Origin of the sequence: uncultured Arenimonas sp., assembly GCF_963976025.1 — a bacterium.
In the GTDB taxonomy this organism is placed as follows: domain Bacteria; phylum Pseudomonadota; class Gammaproteobacteria; order Xanthomonadales; family Xanthomonadaceae; genus Arenimonas.
Genome location: NZ_CAXBJS010000052.1, coordinates 1 through 16,826, shown reverse-complemented (window position 1 = coordinate 16,826; position 16,826 = coordinate 1). Strand labels below are relative to the sequence as shown.

General features: G+C 70.8%; 18 protein-coding genes and 1 tRNA gene. 14 read left to right on the top strand and 5 right to left on the bottom strand.

The window, feature by feature from the left end:
• Positions 1–7: 7 nt before the first annotated feature.
• Together AACZ35_RS06060 and AACZ35_RS06055 are read right to left on the bottom strand one after the other, a co-directional pair.
• Positions 8–781 carry a glucose 1-dehydrogenase gene (locus AACZ35_RS06060; RefSeq protein ID WP_339827151.1) on the bottom strand — a complete coding sequence of 258 codons (774 nt, stop codon included), beginning with the start codon at positions 779–781 and terminating at the stop codon, positions 8–10.
• Positions 782–845: 64 nt separating this feature from the next.
• Entirely contained in the window at positions 846–1,250 is a 405-nt protein-coding gene (locus AACZ35_RS06055) for a group III truncated hemoglobin (RefSeq protein WP_339827148.1), read from the bottom strand.
• Between the two features lie 109 nt (positions 1,251–1,359).
• Between AACZ35_RS06055 and AACZ35_RS06050 the strand changes: the two genes are divergently transcribed.
• Positions 1,360–1,707 (top strand): DUF6522 family protein, encoded by a 348-nt coding sequence (locus AACZ35_RS06050; protein ID WP_339827146.1) that lies wholly within the window; start codon positions 1,360–1,362, stop codon positions 1,705–1,707.
• A gap of 28 nt (positions 1,708–1,735) precedes the next feature.
• Here AACZ35_RS06050 and AACZ35_RS06045 read toward each other — a convergent pair whose 3' ends face one another.
• Positions 1,736–3,337 (bottom strand): Na/Pi symporter, encoded by a 1,602-nt coding sequence (locus AACZ35_RS06045; RefSeq protein WP_339827144.1) that lies wholly within the window; start codon positions 3,335–3,337, stop codon positions 1,736–1,738.
• A 58-nt stretch (positions 3,338–3,395) separates the two neighbouring features.
• On the opposite strand from AACZ35_RS06045, the gene dusA reads away from it, so the two are divergent.
• The 6 genes from dusA to AACZ35_RS06015 all read left to right on the top strand — a co-directional run bounded on the left by dusA (position 3,396) and on the right by AACZ35_RS06015 (position 8,435).
• Positions 3,396–4,391, top strand: coding sequence for a tRNA dihydrouridine(20/20a) synthase DusA (dusA, locus tag AACZ35_RS06040; protein ID WP_339827142.1), 996 nt, complete (start codon positions 3,396–3,398; stop codon positions 4,389–4,391).
• A 37-nt stretch (positions 4,392–4,428) separates the two neighbouring features.
• A complete protein-coding gene (locus tag AACZ35_RS06035) occupies positions 4,429–4,917 on the top strand; it encodes a YbhB/YbcL family Raf kinase inhibitor-like protein (protein WP_339827139.1) in 489 nt (162 codons plus the stop codon).
• A complete protein-coding gene (locus AACZ35_RS06030; RefSeq protein WP_339827137.1) occupies positions 4,914–5,825 on the top strand; it encodes an arginine deiminase-related protein in 912 nt (303 codons plus the stop codon). The genes AACZ35_RS06035 and AACZ35_RS06030 overlap by 4 nt, the downstream gene beginning before the upstream one ends.
• A 129-nt stretch (positions 5,826–5,954) precedes the next feature.
• The gene (locus AACZ35_RS06025) at positions 5,955–6,344 is read left to right on the top strand and encodes a hypothetical protein (RefSeq protein WP_339827135.1); all 390 of its coding nucleotides are present in this window, start codon (positions 5,955–5,957) and stop codon (positions 6,342–6,344) included.
• A gap of 15 nt (positions 6,345–6,359) precedes the next feature.
• Complete coding sequence (locus AACZ35_RS06020) at positions 6,360–7,040, top strand: response regulator transcription factor (RefSeq protein WP_339827133.1); 681 nt, start codon at positions 6,360–6,362, stop codon at positions 7,038–7,040.
• Positions 7,041–7,085: 45 nt separating this feature from the next.
• Positions 7,086–8,435, top strand: a complete 1,350-nt coding sequence (locus AACZ35_RS06015; RefSeq protein WP_339827153.1) for an ATP-binding protein — start codon at positions 7,086–7,088, stop codon at positions 8,433–8,435.
• Here AACZ35_RS06015 and AACZ35_RS06010 read toward each other — a convergent pair.
• The gene (locus AACZ35_RS06010) at positions 8,432–9,202 is read right to left on the bottom strand and encodes a M90 family metallopeptidase (RefSeq protein WP_339827131.1); all 771 of its coding nucleotides are present in this window, start codon (positions 9,200–9,202) and stop codon (positions 8,432–8,434) included. The genes AACZ35_RS06015 and AACZ35_RS06010 overlap by 4 nt on opposite strands.
• Before the next feature lie 60 nt (positions 9,203–9,262).
• Complete coding sequence (locus AACZ35_RS06005) at positions 9,263–9,517, bottom strand: hypothetical protein (protein WP_339827129.1); 255 nt, start codon at positions 9,515–9,517, stop codon at positions 9,263–9,265.
• Positions 9,518–9,671: 154 nt separating this feature from the next.
• Between AACZ35_RS06005 and AACZ35_RS06000 the strand changes: the two genes are divergently transcribed.
• The 7 genes from AACZ35_RS06000 to AACZ35_RS05970 form a co-directional block, all read left to right on the top strand.
• A complete protein-coding gene (locus AACZ35_RS06000; RefSeq protein WP_339827127.1) occupies positions 9,672–11,480 on the top strand; it encodes a DegV family protein in 1,809 nt (602 codons plus the stop codon).
• Between the two features lie 43 nt (positions 11,481–11,523).
• Positions 11,524–12,135: a glycerol-3-phosphate 1-O-acyltransferase PlsY gene (plsY, locus tag AACZ35_RS05995; RefSeq protein WP_339827125.1), complete on the top strand. Its 612-nt coding sequence runs from the start codon at positions 11,524–11,526 to the stop codon at positions 12,133–12,135.
• Positions 12,132–13,097, top strand: coding sequence for a biotin--[acetyl-CoA-carboxylase] ligase (locus tag AACZ35_RS05990; RefSeq protein WP_339827122.1), 966 nt, complete (start codon positions 12,132–12,134; stop codon positions 13,095–13,097). The genes plsY and AACZ35_RS05990 overlap by 4 nt, the downstream gene beginning before the upstream one ends.
• Positions 13,094–13,846, top strand: coding sequence for a type III pantothenate kinase (locus tag AACZ35_RS05985; protein ID WP_339827119.1), 753 nt, complete (start codon positions 13,094–13,096; stop codon positions 13,844–13,846). The genes AACZ35_RS05990 and AACZ35_RS05985 overlap by 4 nt, the downstream gene beginning before the upstream one ends.
• Complete coding sequence (locus AACZ35_RS05980; protein WP_339827116.1) at positions 13,843–14,499, top strand: SPOR domain-containing protein; 657 nt, start codon at positions 13,843–13,845, stop codon at positions 14,497–14,499. Before AACZ35_RS05985 ends, AACZ35_RS05980 begins: the two co-directional genes overlap by 4 nt.
• Positions 14,500–14,531: 32 nt before the next feature.
• Positions 14,532–14,607 (top strand) — tRNA-Thr (locus tag AACZ35_RS05975).
• 18 nt (positions 14,608–14,625) lie between these two features.
• Positions 14,626–16,826, top strand: a 2,201-nt coding sequence (locus AACZ35_RS05970; protein WP_339827113.1) for a PAS domain-containing protein, incomplete at its 3' end; no start/stop codon positions are given.

The following is a 16,826-nucleotide window of genomic DNA, read 5'->3' as shown; positions in this document are numbered from 1 at the left end:
GGCGCCTTCAGCGCGCCGTGTAACCGCCGTCGATCGCCAGCTCGGCGCCGGTGACGAACTTCGACTCGTCCGAGGCCAGGTAGACCACGCCCCAGGCGATGTCGTCCACGTCACCCATGTGCCCGAGTGGATGCAAGTTGCCGACGTCGCGGCGGGCGGCGTCGATGTCGGTGGCGCCGCTGGCCTTGAGGTGGTTTTCGACCATTGGCGTCCAGATGTAGCCGGGATGCACCGAGTTCACCCGGATGCGGTCGGCGGCGTAACACAGCGCGTCGGTCTTGCTCATCAGCCGCACCGCGCCTTTGGAGGCGTGGTAGGCGGGCACGTCGGGCGCGCCGACCAGGCCGTAGATCGACGACAGGTTGATGATGCTGCCGCCACCGGCGGCCCTGAGGTGCGGGATGGCGTGCTTGCTGCCGAACAGCACGCCCTTGACGTTCACCGCCTGCACCTTGTCCCACTCGGCTTCGGTGATCTCGTGGGTGAGCTTGGTTGATCCGGAAATACCGGCGTTGTTGACCAGCACGTGCACGCCGCCGAATTCCGCGGCCGCTTCATCAATGGCCTTCTTTACCGCGGCCTCGTCGCTGACGTCCACATGCCAGTAGCGGGCGCGGCCGCCGCGCTCGCGGATGGCCGCGGCCACCGCTTCACCTTCGGCGTCGTGCAGGTCGAACAGGGCGACCGCGCCGCCTTCTTCGGCCAGGCGTTCGGCGCAGGCGCGGCCAATGCCCAGCGCGGCGCCGGTGACGATGCAGGTTTTGCCTTTGACGCGATCCATGGTTTTTCTCCGTGGCGGGGAGGGTCCAGTGTGCCCCGTTCCGGCGGCGGTATTTTGACGCAGGTCAGTCCGTGCGCACGGGAATGCCCAGGTCACGGACGCCTGGCCGGAGGCCAAGGCCGTACTGCAGGCTTTCGCCAATGCGTTCGGCGTACGACTGCAGCGCCCGGGCGGGGGCGGGCTCGAACAGTTCGGCGGTGGTTTCGCGCCACAGCTGCAGCCAGCGGGTGAAATGGGCCGCGGTGATGCCCGGCTGGGCGCGGTGGGCGGCCATCGGGTTGCCGCGGAAGCTGCGGGTCCCCAGCGCCACCGACGACCAGAACGAGGTCAGCAGCTGCTTGTGGGCAGGCCAGTCGTGCACGGCGGCGTTGAAAACCGGCCCCAGGGCGGGATCGGCGCGCACCTTCTCGTAAAACCGGTCGACCAGGCCGGCCAGCGAGCCTTCATCCAGCGTTTGCGCGCGATCCATGCCGCCATGGTACCGGCCGCGGACCGGCGGGCCCTGTCGCCTGGCTGACCCAGGTCAGGGAAACCGGCGTTCGCGGGCGGCAGGATGGGCCCCTGCAAGGAGGGCCGCCATGACCGCCATTGAATGGAACGACTTCGACTCGCACGCGCTCAGCGGCGTCGGCGAGGCGCTCGATGCCGCCGGCGTGGACACCTCGGCGCCCGACCATGCCGCGGAACCGGCGCCGGCACCGGGCCTGGTCGAAGTGGACGCAAGGCTCATCGCCCAGGGCCTTGGCCTGGAAGCGGAACAGGTGCCGGCCATGGTCGCCGACCGCCGCATCGCCACCCTGTGCGAGCGCGGCACCGGCGAAGACGCCGGCCTGTTCCGCTTCACCTTCTACTTCGGCAAGCAGCGCTACCGGCTTGTCACCGACGCCAGCGGCCAGCCCGTGGCGAACCTGGCCGGCGGCGGCTGACGGGTCGGCCGCCCCCCGGCGCAGCAAATCAGCCCGGCGAAAGCTGGTCGAGCAGGCGGGCAGCCTTGGCAGCCTGCTGCACCGTCCGGCGCAGGGCGCTGAAGCTGCGCAGCAGCGCGTCCATGGCTTCGATGTCGAGGCGGCCGTCCGCCCCGGCGGCGAGCAGGTTCGCCTTGAGCGCTTCGTAGTGCGATTCAAAACGCGTTGACTGGTGTCCGGCCAGCGGCGCGAACGGCGCGTGCGCGGGGTCGAGCTGCACGAGCAACTCGTCGGCTTCGGCCGCCAGCGCCAGCAACTGATGTTTCAGCGCCGGATCGGCAAGCCCGGCGGCCGCCCGCTGGCCCCCGGCGATGCCTTCGGCCTGTTCGTGGCAGTTGTCGTAGTAGTGCTGGACCCGCAGCAGCGTGGCCAGTGCCTCGGCGCTGCTGCCGGACATCGAGGCGCGGCCCAGCCCGGCGACGAAGGCCTGGATGGCGCGGCCCAGGCGTTCGTAGCCGCCGTCCACGTCGGCCGGTGGCTGGCCGGCAAGCCGGGCGATGCCGGCGTGCGCGGCCGACAGGGCCTTGCGTCCGAGCCGGAATATTTCGCGGCGCAGCGCATCCACCGCGAGCGATGGCACCGAGGCGACGTTCTGGTCGAGGTAGCGCGGTTCGCCCCGGGCTTCGTCGTGGCTGCGGAAGCGCCGCTTGAGCTGCGCGGCCATGCGGTCGGCCAGGGGCCACATCAGGATCACGCCCAGCACGTTGAAGACGGTGTGGAACAGGGCAAGGCTGATGGCGGGCGAATCTTCCAGGTCGAACAGGTTGCCCAGCAGGTCGACGCCCTGCAGCAGCCAGGGCAGCAGGCCGAGCGCCGCGACCGCGGTCAGCAGGTTGAACAGCACGTGGGCACTGGCGGCGCGTTTGGCATTGGGCGTCGCGCCGATGGCCGCCAGGATCGCCGTGACGCTGGTGCCGATGTTGGCGCCGATGACCATCGCAGCCGCTTCGTTCAGCGTGACCACCCCGGAATGGGCCAGGGTCAGGGTCACCGCCAGCGAGGCGCTGGACGACTGCATCAGCACCGTCAGCAGCATGCCGGCGAGCAGGTAGGCCGGCACCGACAGCAGGCCGCCGCCCAGGCCGGACAGGTCGAGCGCACCGCCGTCGAGCGCGAAGGCCTGCTGCAGGAAGCCGATGCCCAGGAACAGCACGCCAAAGCCGGTGAGCGCCGTGCCGATGGCGGCGCGCCGGGTTTCCGCGCCGGTCAGGCGCAGGGCCATGCCGAGCCCGACCAGGGGCAGGGCAGCCACTTCAACCTTGATCTGGAAACCCACCAGCGCGACCAGCCAGCCGGTCATGGTGGTGCCGACATTGGCGCCGAACAGCACCCAGAGTGACTGCGAGAAGGTCAGCAGCCCGGCGTTGACGAAACCGATCGCAGCCACGGTGACGGCGCTGGACGACTGCACGGCGGCGGTGACCATCATTCCCGACGCCAAGCCGCGCAAGCGTGTCTGGGTGGAGGAGGTGAGCACCCTGCCCAGCGCGGGACCGGCCACCTGCTTGAGGCCGTCGGTCATCAGCAGCATGCCGAGCAGGAACAGCCCGATGCCGCCGAACAACACGCCGATGCCGATGCCTTCGATCATGGCCGCGATCATAGCGCCGGGCGTGTATCCTTCGCGGCGCCCCGGATTTCGAGCCCCCATGCCGCGCCAAGCCCACGATCCCAGCAGTCGTTGCCTGTCCGTCGCGCCGATGATGGACTGGACCGACCGGCATTGCCGCGTCTTCCACCGGCTGCTGGCGCCGCACGCGCGCCTGTACACCGAAATGGTGCACGCCCAGGCGGTGATCCACGGCGACCGCGAGCGCCTGCTCGGCTTTGATCCGGTTGAACACCCCGTGGCGCTGCAGCTCGGTGGTTCCGATCCCGGCCACCTGGCGCAAGCCACCCGAATCGGCGCCGACTGGGGTTACGACGAGGTCAACCTCAACGTCGGCTGCCCGTCCGACCGTGTTCAGGCCGGGCGCTTCGGCGCCTGCCTGATGAAGGAACCGGCCCTGGTCGCCGACGCCGTTGCCGCGATGATCGACGCCGCGCCCGCGCACGTGCCGGTCACGGTCAAATGCCGGCTGGGCGTCGATGAGATGGAGGACTACGACGTATTCCGCGCCTTCATCGATGGCGTCGCCGCGGCCGGCTGCACGCACTTCGTGGTGCACGCGCGCAAGGCCTGGCTGCAGGGACTCAGCCCGAAGGAAAACCGCGAGATCCCGCCGCTGCGCTACGACTGGGTGTACCGGCTCAAGCGCGAGCGCGGCGACCTGCGCATCGAGATCAACGGCGGCCTGGCCACGGTCGAGCAGGTGCAGGCGGTGATGCCGGAAGTCGACGGCGTGATGATCGGCCGCGCCGCTTACCACGAGCCCTATCGCCTGCACCTGATGGACCGCGCGCTGTTCGAACCGGCGCTGCCGCCGCGGACGCGGGCGGAACTGCTCGAGGCCATGCAAGCTTACGTCGAGGGCTGCCTGTCGCGCGGCATCGCGTTGAAGCACCAGTCGCGGCACTGGCTGGGCCTGTTCCACGGCCAGCCGGGCGGCAGGATCTTCCGGCAGGTGCTCAGCGAAGGCGCGCCGCGCGCCGGCGCCGACTGGTCGCTGGTCGAACGTGCGCTCGAGGCCACCCGCAGCGGCTAGCATGGGTGTCCCACGCAGCCGCAAGGAGGACAGCGACATGGCATTCAAACTCAGCTCGGCCAGCTTCCAGGACGGCGACACCCTGCCGGACCTGCACGTCAAGGCGATGGGCGACACCTCGCCGCAGCTGCGCTGGACCGGCGCGCCGGAAGGCACGAAAAGTTTCGCGGTCACCTGCTTCGATCCGGACGCGCCCACGGGCTCGGGCTTCTGGCACTGGACCGTGGCCAACCTGCCGGCCGACACGACCGAACTGCCCGCCGGCGCGGGTGCGCCCGAAGGCCACGACCTGCCGGCCGGCGCCGTGCAGGGCCGCACCGACTTCGGCCGCCCTGGGTATGGCGGCGCCGCGCCGCCGCCCGGCCACGGCAGGCACCGCTACATCTTCACCGTGTTCGCGGTGGATACCGAACGCCTGGACGTGGGGCCGGAAGACTCCGGCGCCGTGTTCGGCTTCAACCTGCATTTCCACACCCTGGCCAAGGCCTCGATTACCGCGACCTACGAGAACCGGGGCGAAGGGTGATCACGCGCGACCCGGGGGCTTTCCTGGCATTCGCACGCGGCGTCGCGCCCGACTTCGGGCCGGCCTGTGCGCGCGCCGCGTTTCTCGTCGCGCCCGATGGTTTCGCCCTGGCCGAACAGTCGGCCAGCGACAACGCCTACATGGACCTTTCGGTGGCCGTGGACCCGGTGCGGGCGTCCGCCCAGCACCGGGCGCTGCAGGCGGCGCTGGGCCAGGACCTGCCGGTGGTCTGTTTCCCGGGCGACCCGGCCGCGCCGGACGGACTGTTCCCGAACAACGTGTTCGCCACCGCGCCGGGACGGCTGCTGGTCGGGCGCATGCGCCACCCTGTGCGCCAGCGTGAGGCCGAACGGCCCGACATCCGCGGTTTTTTCACCGGCTTGCTGGCTTGCGAAGAAATCGACCTGCGCCAACACCCGGGCATCTGCGAGCTCACGGGTTCGGTGGTGATCGACCGCGCCCGCGGCCTGGCCTATGCCGGCCTGGGCGAACGCTGCGATGAAGCCGGCGCGCGGGCGCTGCACGCGGCACTGGGGCTGCGCGGCACCCTGCTGTTCGACCTGGCGGCGGGGGAGTACCACGCCAACGTGGTGATGAGCGTGCTGGCCGGGCGCGCCCTGGTCATCGCACCCTCGGGTTTCGCCGACCCGGCGGCGGCCCAGGCCCTGGCGGCGCTGTACGACCCGCACGTGCTCTTGCTGTCGCCGGCGCAGAAGGCCGCCTTCGCCGGCAACTGCATCGCCCTGCGCGACGGCCGGGTCCGGATGAGCCAGGCTGGCGCTCAGGCCCTGAGCATCGACCAGGTGGCCGCGCTGGCCCGGGCCGGCTTCGAACTGGCCCCGGTGCCCCTGGACGAGATCGAGAAGGCGGGCGGCTCGCTGCGCTGCTGCGTGGCCGAAATTTACTGACAGGCCTGGATTGTTCAGGTACAAGTTATTGACGTAATTAGGGTTCATACCGGATTCACCGCCCGGCGAACAGACTCTGCCCCGTCTTCCGGCTAGCCGGTCACCCCACTCGGAGCTATCCTCCCGCCGATGCTGAACGCCCTGCGCCCCCTGCTGCTGATCGCCACCTTTGCGGTGGCGCTGCCCGCCCTGGCCGAAGAAGCCCGTGCGCAGCGCAGCGAAGTGGGCGAGCGCATCCGCGAGGTCGAACGCGACGGTGGCCGGGTGCTGCGCGCCGAACGCATGCAGCGCGGCGGCGAAGACGTCTACCGGATCAAGGTACTGACCCCCGAAGGCCGCGTACGGGTGCTGCACGACCGCCGCGCGGACCCGGTGGTCCAGGACCGTACGCCCCCGCGCACCGACCGCCGCAGCCTGATGCTGCGCGACCGTGCCAACCGGTCCGCCCCGCGCGCGCCGGCCCCCGAAGTTGATGCCCGCGAGCCCGAACCCCGGTCTGCGCGCCGTCGCGACGATTGAACGGAAGGAGACGCCATGCGCGTACTGCTGGTCGAGGATGAAGCCCCGCTGCGTGAAACCCTTGCCGCGCGACTCAAGCGCGAAGGTTTCGCCGTGGATACTGCCGGTGACGGCGAGGAAGGCCTGTACCACGGCAAGGAAGTGCCCTTCGACATCGCCGTGATCGACCTGGGCCTGCCCAAGATGTCGGGCATGGACCTGGTGAAGGCGCTGCGCGAGGCCGGCCAGAAGTTCCCGATCCTCATCCTGACGGCGCGTTCGAGCTGGCAGGACAAGGTCGAGGGCCTCAAGTCCGGTGCCGACGACTACCTGGTCAAGCCCTTCCACGTCGAAGAGCTGCTGGCGCGCATGAACGCGCTGCTGCGGCGCGCCGCCGGCTGGTCCAAGCCCTCGCTCGACTGCGGGCCGGTGCGGCTGGACCTTTCGGCGCAGACCGTCAGCGTCAATGGCTCGGGCGTCGACCTGACCAGCTACGAATACAAGGTGCTCGAATACCTGATGCTGCACGCGGGTGAACTGGTGTCCAAGGCCGACCTCACCGAGCACATCTACCAGCAGGACTTCGACCGCGATTCGAACGTGCTGGAAGTCTTCATCGGCCGCCTGCGCAAGAAGCTCGACCCGGACGGTGAGATCAAGCCGATCGAAACCGTGCGCGGCCGCGGCTATCGTTTCGCCATTCCGCGCGACGAGTAGTCCGGCGTGCGCACCTGGCGCACGCTGTCGCTGCAGGCCCGGCAGATGCTGGCGGCCAGCCTTGCGCTGGTCGCTTTCCTTGGCCTGACCGGCCTGGCGCTCGACCGCGCCTTCGCCGCCACCGCCCAGTACGGCCTGCGCGAACGCCTGGCCAACCTCGCCAACGCCTATATCCAGGAAGGCGAGGTCGACCGCATCGGCGGCTTCATTTCCCCCGAAATCCCGCCCGACATGCGCCTGCTGTCGCCCGGCAGCGGCCTGTACGCCAACATCCGCGGCGAAGGCGTCACCTGGGACTCCGCGTCCACCCTGGGCCGGTCCATGCCACCGGTGGAACTGCTGGAAATGAACGAGCGGCGCTTCGAAGGGCCACTGACGATCGTCGATGTCGATGGCATGGAAAATTCGGTCTACGCCTATTCCTTCGGCATCATCTGGGAGTCGGCGTCGGGCGACATTCCGCTGACCCTGAGCGTGTTCGAAGACGCGCAGCAGATCGAAGACCAGGTCCGCATCTACCGGCGGGCGCTGTGGTCGAACCTGCTGCTGGCCGCGCTGGTGCTGATGATGGTGCAGCTGCTGGTGCTGCGCTGGAGCCTGCTGCCGCTGCGCAGCGTCGAACGCGAACTGGCGCGCGTGCGCCAGGGTGAATCGCAGCGGCTGTCGGAAAGCCATCCGCGCGAACTCGAGTCGATCACCCGTTCCATCAACTCGCTGATCGAAAGCGAGCGCACCCATCTCGACCGTAGCCGCAATACGCTTTCGGACCTGGCGCACAGCCTCAAGACGCCGCTGGCGGTGCTGCGCTCGCGGCTCGACGCCGATCCCGGCCACGAACAGCTGCGCGCGGAAGTGGCGGCCCAGGTGCAGCGCATGAACGAGATCGTGTCCTACCAGCTCACCCGCGCCGCGCGCACCGGTCACGCGCTGTATTCGGCGCCGATCGAGATCGAGCCGCGCGCCGAGGAAATCGTCGCCGGGCTCGAGAAGGTGTACGCCGGCCGCGGCGTGTTCTGCGAGTTCGAGATCGACCCGGCCGCGCGTTTCCACGGCGAACTGGGCGACCTGCAGGAACTGCTGGGCAACCTGCTCGAGAACGCCTTCAAGTGGGCGGAAAAGCGCGTGCTGCTGACCGTCTCGGTGGAGGCGGCGCCGCCCGACCGCCGGCCGGGCGTGAACTTCACCGTCGACGACGACGGCCCCGGTATCCCTGACGAAAAGGTCGAACGCCTGCTGCAGCGCGGCGTGCGCGGCGACGAGCGCGTGCACGGCCACGGCATCGGCCTGGCGATCGTGCAGGACATCGTCACCGCCTACCACGGCGAACTTCGCGTCACCCGATCGCCCGAACTCGGTGGCGCCCGCTTCGCGGTGCGCATCCCGCCGGCGTTCTAGAAACTACTGGTGGGGATCGGCGACTCGCCGTAAAAGCGCAGCAGGTGCCTTGCCACCGCCGGCATTTCCTGCGCCAGCAGCCCAGGCGCCGAGAAGTGGTACTCGCTGGCCACGGCGAAAAATTCTTCGGGTGCCTCGGCGGCGTAAGGGTCGATCGGCGTTTCCTCGCCATCGTCGACGCGCCGGCAGAAGTCTTCATACGCAGCCTGGAAATCGCGCGCCCATTCGCGCTGCCAGTCGGCGGGCAGCGGCGGGGTGCCGTCCATGGCGCCGTCGAGGATGTCGATCTTGTGCGCCATCTCGTGCACCACCAGCTGGTAGCCGTCCTCGGGTTCGGCCAGTTCGGCCTGGATGTCGTCCCAGCTCAGCACCAGCGGCCCCTGGTCCCAGGCTTCGCCGGACAGTTCGTCCACCCATTCGTCGACCACGCCGGTGTCTTCGTCGTGGTGCCGGCGCTGGACGCGGAAGGCGCCGGGATACACCAGCACCTGGCGCCAGCCGTGCAGGCCTTCGGCGCCGAACTCCAGCAGCGGCAGGCAGGCCAGCCCGGCCAGCTGCAGGCGCTGGCCGTCGTCCAGTTCCAGGCCCTGCAGGGGCGTGATGGTTTTTTCGCCGAGGAAACGCGCCACCAGGGCATGCAGCCGGTCGAGACGTTCGGGAGCCAGTCGGGCGAGAAAGGGCAGGCCGTGGGCCAGCGTTTCACGCTGCGCGTCCGAAAGGTTCGGCGGCGCGGTGGCATTGCGGAGTCGGCGGAACAGGGACTTCATGCCCGCAGACTGCGGGCGCGGCGGGCGCCGGGCAAGGGGCCGGGGCTCAGGGCGCTGGCGTCAGCGGATCATGCCGGGCAGCAGGGAGTTCCAGCGCGGCGCCGGGCGGCCCGAGGCGCCGCTGCTGCGCGGGCGCACGGGCGAGGTGGCGCCGGGCGTGGTCGCGGGTTCGGCGGCCGTGGCTTCGGCCGGCTTTTCGGCCGGGCCCGTGGCCTTCGCGCAGGAGCCGGCTTCGGTCGTGGCAGGCGCGGGTTCGACGGCCTGGACCACGGCGGCGGCGAAAACGAGGCTGAGACTGAGCACGATCCGGAACATGGGCGACACCTGCAGGACGGGACACCCCAATGGATGCGTGGGGGTGCCGAAAGGTTGCAGCCGATTCTACCTATGACGCGGCCCGCCGCCATCATCACTTTTGCCGCATTGCAGCATGGACAAGTCCGCCGCTTCGGGCAGACTCCGGCGGCACATGAACGCCGCGACCCTGTCCTTCCCACAGCCCCTGATCCGTGGCCCGGCCCTGCGCCGCGCGCTGATCGCCGGCGCCCGGCGCGTCATCGCCCAGCGCGAGATGCTCAACAAGATCAACGTGTTCCCGGTGCCCGACGGCGACACCGGCAGCAATCTGGCCTTCACCCTGGGCGGCGTGCTGACCGGCGCGTTGAGCCGGCGCGGGCAGGGCGCCGGCGACCTGCTGCGCCGGGTCGGCGAAGACGCAGTGGACGGCGCCCGGGGTAATTCCGGTGCGATCCTGGCCCAGTTCCTCACCGGCGTGGCCGAGGCGGCGGGCAATGCCCGCGCCCTGGAGGCGACTGTCCTGGCCAAAGCCGTGCGCGCCGGCGCGACCTCGGCCCGGCAGGCGCTTTCCGACCCGAAGGAAGGCACGATCCTGAGCGTCATCAGCGCCTTTGCCGATGGCCTGGAACCGGCGGCCGACGGCGACCTTGGCGCCTGGTTCCGGCGCGCGCTCGAACGCAGCCGGCAGGCCCTGGCCGCCACGCCCACCCAGCTGGCCGTGCTGGCCCGGGCCGGGGTGGTGGACGCCGGCGCCCAGGGTTTTGTCGACCTGCTCGAAGGCATCCACGAATTCATCGCCTCCGGCGCGGTCGATGCCACCGGCGTCGCCGAAGACCTGCCCGGCGACCTCGAGGCCGCGCAAGCCCACGGCGAACTCGCCGACGCCGACCCCGAACACCGCTGGTGCAGCGAATGCCTGGTGGTGGGCGAGGGGCTGGACCGCGCCGGCCTGCGCGCGGCGGTGGGCGAACTGGGCGCTTCGTGCGTGGTGATCGCCGGCAGCAGCTCGCGGCTGCGCCTGCATGCGCACGTGGCCGCGCCCAGCCAGCTGTTCGAAGCCGCGGCGCGTTTTGGCCGGGTCGAAAGCACCAAGGCCGACGACATGCACGCCCAGGCGCGCACCGTCGCCGGCGCCGACGTCGTGGCGGTGATCACCGACAGCGCCGCCGACCTGCCGGACGAAGAAATGAGCCGGCTCAACGTGCACATGGTGCCGGCCCGGGTGAACTTCGGCGACCAGGACTTCCTGGACAAGGTGGGTCTTTCCACGGCGGAGTTCTATCGCAAGATGCGCAGCGAGACGGTGCTGCCGCGCACCAGCCAGCCGCCGCCGGGCGACTTCCGCCGGCAGTTCGAGTTCCTGCTCTCGCACCATCGCGAACTGGTTTACGTGGGGCTGTCGCGCGCGATTTCCGGCACCCTGCAGTCGGCGGAAACGGCGGCGCAGCGCGGCCACCCGGACCGCACCCATGTCTTCGACACCGGCAACGCCTCCGCCGGCGAAGGCCTGCTGGTGATGCGCGCGGCCCAAATGGCCGTCGACGGCGCCAGCCCGCAGCAGATCCTGGCCGAACTGGCGCGACTCAAGCCGCTAACGCTCACCTGGGCGCTGGCGCGCGATATCAGCCACGCCGTGCGCGGTGGCCGCATTCCCGCCTGGGCCAAGGCGCCGGTGCAATGGCTGGGCCTCACGCCGATCGCCAAGGTCAAGCCAAGCGGCCGCCTGGGCGTGGTCGGTGGCCTGTTCGGCAAGGATCGCGTGCCGGAACGTTATGCGGCCTATGTCGCCCGGCGGGCACCCGCCGGAAGGCTGCGCCTGATGGTCGGCCACTGCGATGCCGCCGAAGATGGCCAGCGGGTGCTCGACGTGCTGCGCGAACGCCTTTCGCCGGAACAGTCCTGGCTGGTGGAAACCGGATCCGCCGTCGGCGCCCACGCCGGCCCGGGGGCGCTGGTCGTATCCGTGCAGCCGGTTTCCTAGATCGCGCCTGACGGCCGCGCCAGGCCTGGCCCATAATGCCGGCATGCTTTTCCTGATCCTTATCCTCGCCGCCTACCTGCTTGGTTCGCTGTCCGGCAGCCTGCTGCTGGGCAAACTGCGCGGCGTCGACATCCGCCAGCACGGCAGCGGCAACGCCGGCGGCACCAATGCCCTGCGCACCCAGGGCTGGAAGTTCGCCCTGGGCACCGTGCTCGTGGACGTCGGCAAGGGCGCGCTCGCGGCCTGGCTGGCGCTGCGTTTCGGCGGTGGCATCGCCTGGCTGCCCTATGCCGCGGCCGGCGCGGCGGTGCTGGGGCATGTGTATCCGGTGTTCCACGGTTTCCGCGGCGGCAAGGGCGCGGGCACCCTGGTCGGCGTGCTGCTGGTGCTGTGGCCGCTTGCGGTGGTGGTGATGATCAGCGCCTGGCTGCTGGTGCTGGTGGCCAGCGGTTACGTGGGTCTTTCCACGATCCTGGCCGGCGCGATGCTGGTGCCGCTGGCCCTGGCGACCGGCGCCGGGCCCGAGCGCCTGGTGTTCGCGCTGGCCGTCGCGCTGTTCCTGGTGTTCACCCATCGCAGCAACCTCGCGCGTATGCGCGCCGGCGTCGAACCGCGGTTCGAGCGCGCGCGCCTGCTGCGCCGGGGCCGGGCATGAGCGACCGGGCGCTGCTGGCGCGCCTGGCGCGGGGGCCGGCCTCCGGGGCCACGCTCGCGGCCGAACTGGGCATCACCCGCAGCGCGGTCTGGAAGCGCATCGAGGCGCTGCGTGCCGCCGGCGTGGACGTATTGGCCCTTCCCGGGCGCGGTTACGCACTGGCGAATTCGCCCGACCTGCTCGACGCCGCGGCCATCCAGGCCGGCCTGGCGCCGGCCACCCGCGACCTGCTGGCCGGGCTGGTCCTGCATTTCGAAATCGACTCGACCAATGCCGAAGCGCTGCGCCACCCGGCGCCGCCATCCGGCGTGCAGGCCTGGCTGGCCGAACGCCAGACCGCCGGCCGCGGCCGCCGCGGCCGGCCCTGGACGTCGCCGCTGGCCGCGCATGTTTACCTCAGCCTGTCGCGGCGCTTCGACGCCGGCATCGGCGCGCTGCAGGGCCTGAGCCTGGCCGTGGGCGCCGCCACCGCCCAGGTGCTGCAGACGATGGGTTTCCACCAGGTCGGCCTGAAGTGGCCCAACGACCTGCTGGCCGACGGCCGCAAGCTCGGCGGCATCCTGGTGGAACTTCGCGGCGACGCCGCCGGGCCGCTGCAGGTGGTCGTGGGGCTTGGCCTGAACGTGGCGATGCCGGCACCGGCCGGCGCCGGCATCGACCAGCCCTGGTGCGACCTGGCTTCGCTGTCGCCGACGCCACCAGGCCGCGGCGAACTTTGCATCGCCCTGCTCGACGCCCTGGTGCCGCTGCTGGCACGGTATGAAGCCGAAGGCCTGGCGCCGTGGCAGGCGACCTGGGCGCGCCTGGACCTGCTGGCCGGGCGCGCGGTGCGGCTGGACGAAGGTGGCACGCCGGTCGACGGCATCGCGCTGGGCATCGACGCCGAAGGCGCGCTGCGCCTGCGCACCGCCGAGGGCGAACGCCGCTGCCACGCCGGCGAAACCAGCCTGCGCGCCGCATGAACTGGCTACTCGACCTCGGCAATTCGCGCCTGAAGGTGGCCGCCTGGCCGCGCCCCGGCGAACTGGGAGAAGTGCAGGCCTGGTCCCACGGCGCCACCGATTTCCTGGCCACGCTGCAGCCCTGGCTTGAACAGCTGCGCCCCGGCGATACCTGCTGGCTGGCTTCGGTCGCCAGTTCCGAAACCACGGCGGTTGTCGCCGAACAGCTGGCACGCCACGGCTGCCCGGCCCAGCGCGTGCGAACCTTGCCTGAAGCGGCCGGCGTGCGCATCGCCTACGCCGAACCTTCCCGCCTGGGCGTCGACCGCTTCCTGGCCCTGCTCGCCGCGCATGCGCGCGGCCCGGGCCCCTGGCTGCTGGTGTCGGCGGGCAGTGCGCTCACCGTGGACCTGCTCGATGCCAGCGGCCAGCACATTGGCGGCGTCATCGCGCCCAGCCCCGAACACATGCGCGCGGCCCTGGCCGCGCGATTCCCGGCCCTGGCCTACGCCGGCGGCGAAGCGCACGCCTTCGCCAAGGACACCGCCGACGCCCTGGCCGGCGGCAGCCTGGGTGCCGTCGCGGGCCTGGTCGAGCGCAGCCAGCGCGAGGCCACGCGCCTGCTGGGCCAGGCCCCGACGGTGCTGCTGGGCGGCGGCGGCGGCGAGCGGCTGGCCGCGGCCCTGGAAATAGAGGTCGAGCCCGCGCCCGCGCTGGTGCTTGAAGGACTGGCGGTTTACGCCGCGTACGTGGGAGTGGGCGATAAATGATCACCCGGAGCATCGTGGTGCTGCTGGTCTGCATGAACCTGGCCGTGGGCCTGTGGTGGTTCGTGCACGAAGCACCCGTGGACGCGCCGCCGCCGCCGCTCGAAACCGGCGTGGGTGGCCTGGTGCTGCTGGGCGAGGCCGAGCTTCCCGACATGCCCGACGCCGCCGAACTGGCCGGCGTGCCGCTGCCGATGCCCGAGCGCCCGACCTGCATGAGCCTGGGCCCCTTCGGCACGCCGGCGGAGCTGCGCGCGGCGATGAATGCCCTGTCGCCGCTGGCCGCGCGCATCCAGTACCGGGAAGTGCCGGCCACCGAAGTGCGCGGCTACCGGGTTTTCCTTTCCGCCGCGGCCAGCCGCGAGGACGCGCTGGCGGCCGCACGCCAGCTGGCCGCCCGCGGCGTGCGCGACTATTACGTGGTCACCGCCGGCGACCAGGAGAACACCGTGTCCCTGGGCCTGTTCAACGAACTGGCCAATGCCGAGAAACGCCGCGAGGAAATCGCCGCCCAGGGTTTCAATGCGCGGCTTGAACCGCGCACCGAACAGGCCACGCAGTGGTGGATCGACCTGGTGTCCGAACCGGGCCTGGACTGGTCGGCGGCCCTGGGCCAGCCCCGCGGGGTCGAGGCCCGCGCCGCGCAGTGCGACTAGTGGCGCGCGCAACCCGCTAGAATCCCCGGCAAGCCGGCTTAGCTCAGCAGGCAGAGCAACCGCCTTGTAAGCGGTAGGTCCCCGGTTCGATTCCGGGAGCCGGCACCAGGGAGGCCCGCATCACGCATGGGGAGTGATCGCATCGGGAACCAGGCCAGGCCATCCGCAGTTTCCGGCGGCGAACGCGCCGTGCTCGCGCTGGCGTTCCTGCCGCTGCTGGTCGGTCTGGTCGAATGGCTCGTGTGGGACGCGGCGCTGCCGGCCGGCTGGCCGGGGGCCTTGTCCCTGTTGGCGCCGCTGCTGGCCGGCGCCGGCGTGCACTTTCGCGCCGACCGCCGCAGCTGGATGCTGCTGGCCTGGGCCCTGGGCTTCGCCAGCCTGGCGGTGCTGTGGCTGGCCTGGCCGCTTGCTGCCGGGCCGGGCCTGGGCAATCCGGCACCGTGGCTGGCGGCAATGGCGGCGGCCATCGGTATCGGAGCCAAGGTCGGTGGCAGCGCCACGGCGGTGGGACTGGTGGCGCGCTCGCTGGGTGGTTTCCTGGTGGCCCTGGCCACGCTGTCAGTGTTTTCGGTCTTCGACGACAGCCCTTCGGGCCCGGTTGCGCTTGGCCTGGGGTCGGTGCTCGCTTACGGGGCCCTGGGCGCCTGGCTGATGGCGCGTGATCTCGAGCCCGGCCCGTTCCGCACGCTGCGCATCTGCACCGCCCTGCTGGCCGGCCTGGCCCTGCTGGTGATGACCGGCTGGTGGCTGCACGTGCCCTACATCGTGCAGGGTGGCACCGACTACGTGCCGATGCAGTTCAACACCGCGCTCAGCGCGCTGCTCATCGCCGCCGCCCTGCGCCTGCTCGCGGCTGGCCGGCGCAACCTGGCGCTGCTGCCGCTGGCGCCGGTGGTCGTCTTCTGCGTCGCCAGCCTGCTCGAGGAATACACCGGCCTGATGCTGGGCACCGGCGAGTGGCTGGTGCAGCACGGTATCGTTGCCGAGGGCGTCATGCCGGGACGCATGGCGCCCAACACCGCAACCGCCTACCTCATGGCCTGCCTCGGCATCGCGCTGGCGCCGGCGGGCGGCAAGGCCAACCCCTCGCGCTGGACGGCGACCTGGGCCTGCGGTTTCGTCACCACGATGATTGCGCTGATCGTGCTGGCCGGTTACCTGATGCAGGTGCCGGTGCTGCGTGGCTGGGGCGCGTTCACGCCGATGGCGCTGATGACCGCGGTGGCGATGCTGCTTATCGGCGTTGGCCTGGGCGCGGGTGGCTCCGAATACCGACGGGTCCTGACGCAGCGGGCCGGCTGGCTGCCGCTGGTGGTGGCGGTGGCGGCGATCGGCGTGTCGATGATGGTCTGGTATGCGATCGACCGGGACCAGGCCGCGCGGCGCGACGCCCTGCTGCAGCGCCAGTCGGACCTGGTCGAGCAGGTGATACAGAGCGGCATCCTCGACCGCCGCAACGCGCTGCGGCGCATGGCGCTGCGCATGGCCGACGCCGGCGATCAGTCCGTGCGCGGGGAATTGTTCGAGCTCGACGCCGGGATCTACCTGCAGGACTTCCCGGCCTTCGTCACCCTGATCTGGACCGACGCCGGCGCCACGGCGCTGCGCCAACTGACGCGGCCGGGCCAGGGCGTGGATGTGGTCGGCAAGGCGCTGGACTTCAATCCGATGCGCAAGCAGCTGTTCGAGCAAGTGCGGCGCGACGGCGGGGTAGGTGAGTCGCCGCCGATGGGCCTGCTCGACGGCAGCGTCGGCGAACTGCTGGTGGCGCCGCTGCGACGCAACGGCGAAACCGAAGGTTTCCTGGTTGCCGTGGTGAAGTACGAGGAACTGTTTGGCCGTGTCCTGGCCAACACCGCGCCCGATAATGCGCTGCAGCTTCGCCACGGCAGCCAGGTACTTTATTCGCGCGGCGTTGCGCCGGCCGGCGTCGAACCCCTTGTCAGGACGATGCAGGGTGCCGGGGCGCCGTTCGAGCTGAGCGTCTGGCCCGATTCGACGGCAACGGCGCCGCTGGCGAACGTGCTGCTGTTCACCGGCCTGATCACCGGCGGCCTGGTTGCGCTGGCGCTGCGCCTGGCGGGCCTGGCCCGCGAACGCGCCGAGGTGGCCGAACGCCGGGGACGCGAGCTGGCCGAGCAGATGGACGAAGCCGAGCGCGCCCGGATCGCGCTCGACGAGGCCGAGCAGGAACTGTCCTCGGTCTTCGAAAGCATCAGCGATGCCTTCTACACGCTCGACCGCGACTGGCGCTTCGTATTCGTCAATCCGCGCGCCGAACAGCTGATGCAGCGGACGCGCGGGGAACTGGTTGGCACGAGCGTCTG

What these genes read in the sequence shown, in the direction of transcription:
- AACZ35_RS06060 (WP_339827151.1), bottom strand. Translation starts at nt 781, where the DNA reads ATGGATCGCGTCAAAGGCAAAACCTGCATCGTCACCGGCGCCGCGCTG.
- AACZ35_RS06055 (WP_339827148.1), bottom strand. Translation starts at nt 1,250, where the DNA reads ATGGATCGCGCGCAAACGCTGGATGAAGGCTCGCTGGCCGGCCTGGTC.
- AACZ35_RS06050 (WP_339827146.1), top strand. Translation starts at nt 1,360, where the DNA reads ATGACCGCCATTGAATGGAACGACTTCGACTCGCACGCGCTCAGCGGC.
- AACZ35_RS06045 (WP_339827144.1), bottom strand. Translation starts at nt 3,337, where the DNA reads ATGATCGAAGGCATCGGCATCGGCGTGTTGTTCGGCGGCATCGGGCTG.
- dusA (WP_339827142.1), top strand. Translation starts at nt 3,396, where the DNA reads ATGCCGCGCCAAGCCCACGATCCCAGCAGTCGTTGCCTGTCCGTCGCG.
- AACZ35_RS06035 (WP_339827139.1), top strand. Translation starts at nt 4,429, where the DNA reads ATGGCATTCAAACTCAGCTCGGCCAGCTTCCAGGACGGCGACACCCTG.
- AACZ35_RS06025 (WP_339827135.1), top strand. Translation starts at nt 5,955, where the DNA reads ATGCTGAACGCCCTGCGCCCCCTGCTGCTGATCGCCACCTTTGCGGTG.
- AACZ35_RS06020 (WP_339827133.1), top strand. Translation starts at nt 6,360, where the DNA reads ATGCGCGTACTGCTGGTCGAGGATGAAGCCCCGCTGCGTGAAACCCTT.
- AACZ35_RS06015 (WP_339827153.1), top strand. Translation starts at nt 7,086, where the DNA reads ATGCTGGCGGCCAGCCTTGCGCTGGTCGCTTTCCTTGGCCTGACCGGC.
- AACZ35_RS06010 (WP_339827131.1), bottom strand. Translation starts at nt 9,202, where the DNA reads ATGAAGTCCCTGTTCCGCCGACTCCGCAATGCCACCGCGCCGCCGAAC.
- AACZ35_RS06005 (WP_339827129.1), bottom strand. Translation starts at nt 9,517, where the DNA reads ATGTTCCGGATCGTGCTCAGTCTCAGCCTCGTTTTCGCCGCCGCCGTG.
- AACZ35_RS06000 (WP_339827127.1), top strand. Translation starts at nt 9,672, where the DNA reads ATGAACGCCGCGACCCTGTCCTTCCCACAGCCCCTGATCCGTGGCCCG.
- plsY (WP_339827125.1), top strand. Translation starts at nt 11,524, where the DNA reads ATGCTTTTCCTGATCCTTATCCTCGCCGCCTACCTGCTTGGTTCGCTG.
- AACZ35_RS05990 (WP_339827122.1), top strand. Translation starts at nt 12,132, where the DNA reads ATGAGCGACCGGGCGCTGCTGGCGCGCCTGGCGCGGGGGCCGGCCTCC.
- AACZ35_RS05985 (WP_339827119.1), top strand. Translation starts at nt 13,094, where the DNA reads ATGAACTGGCTACTCGACCTCGGCAATTCGCGCCTGAAGGTGGCCGCC.
- AACZ35_RS05980 (WP_339827116.1), top strand. Translation starts at nt 13,843, where the DNA reads ATGATCACCCGGAGCATCGTGGTGCTGCTGGTCTGCATGAACCTGGCC.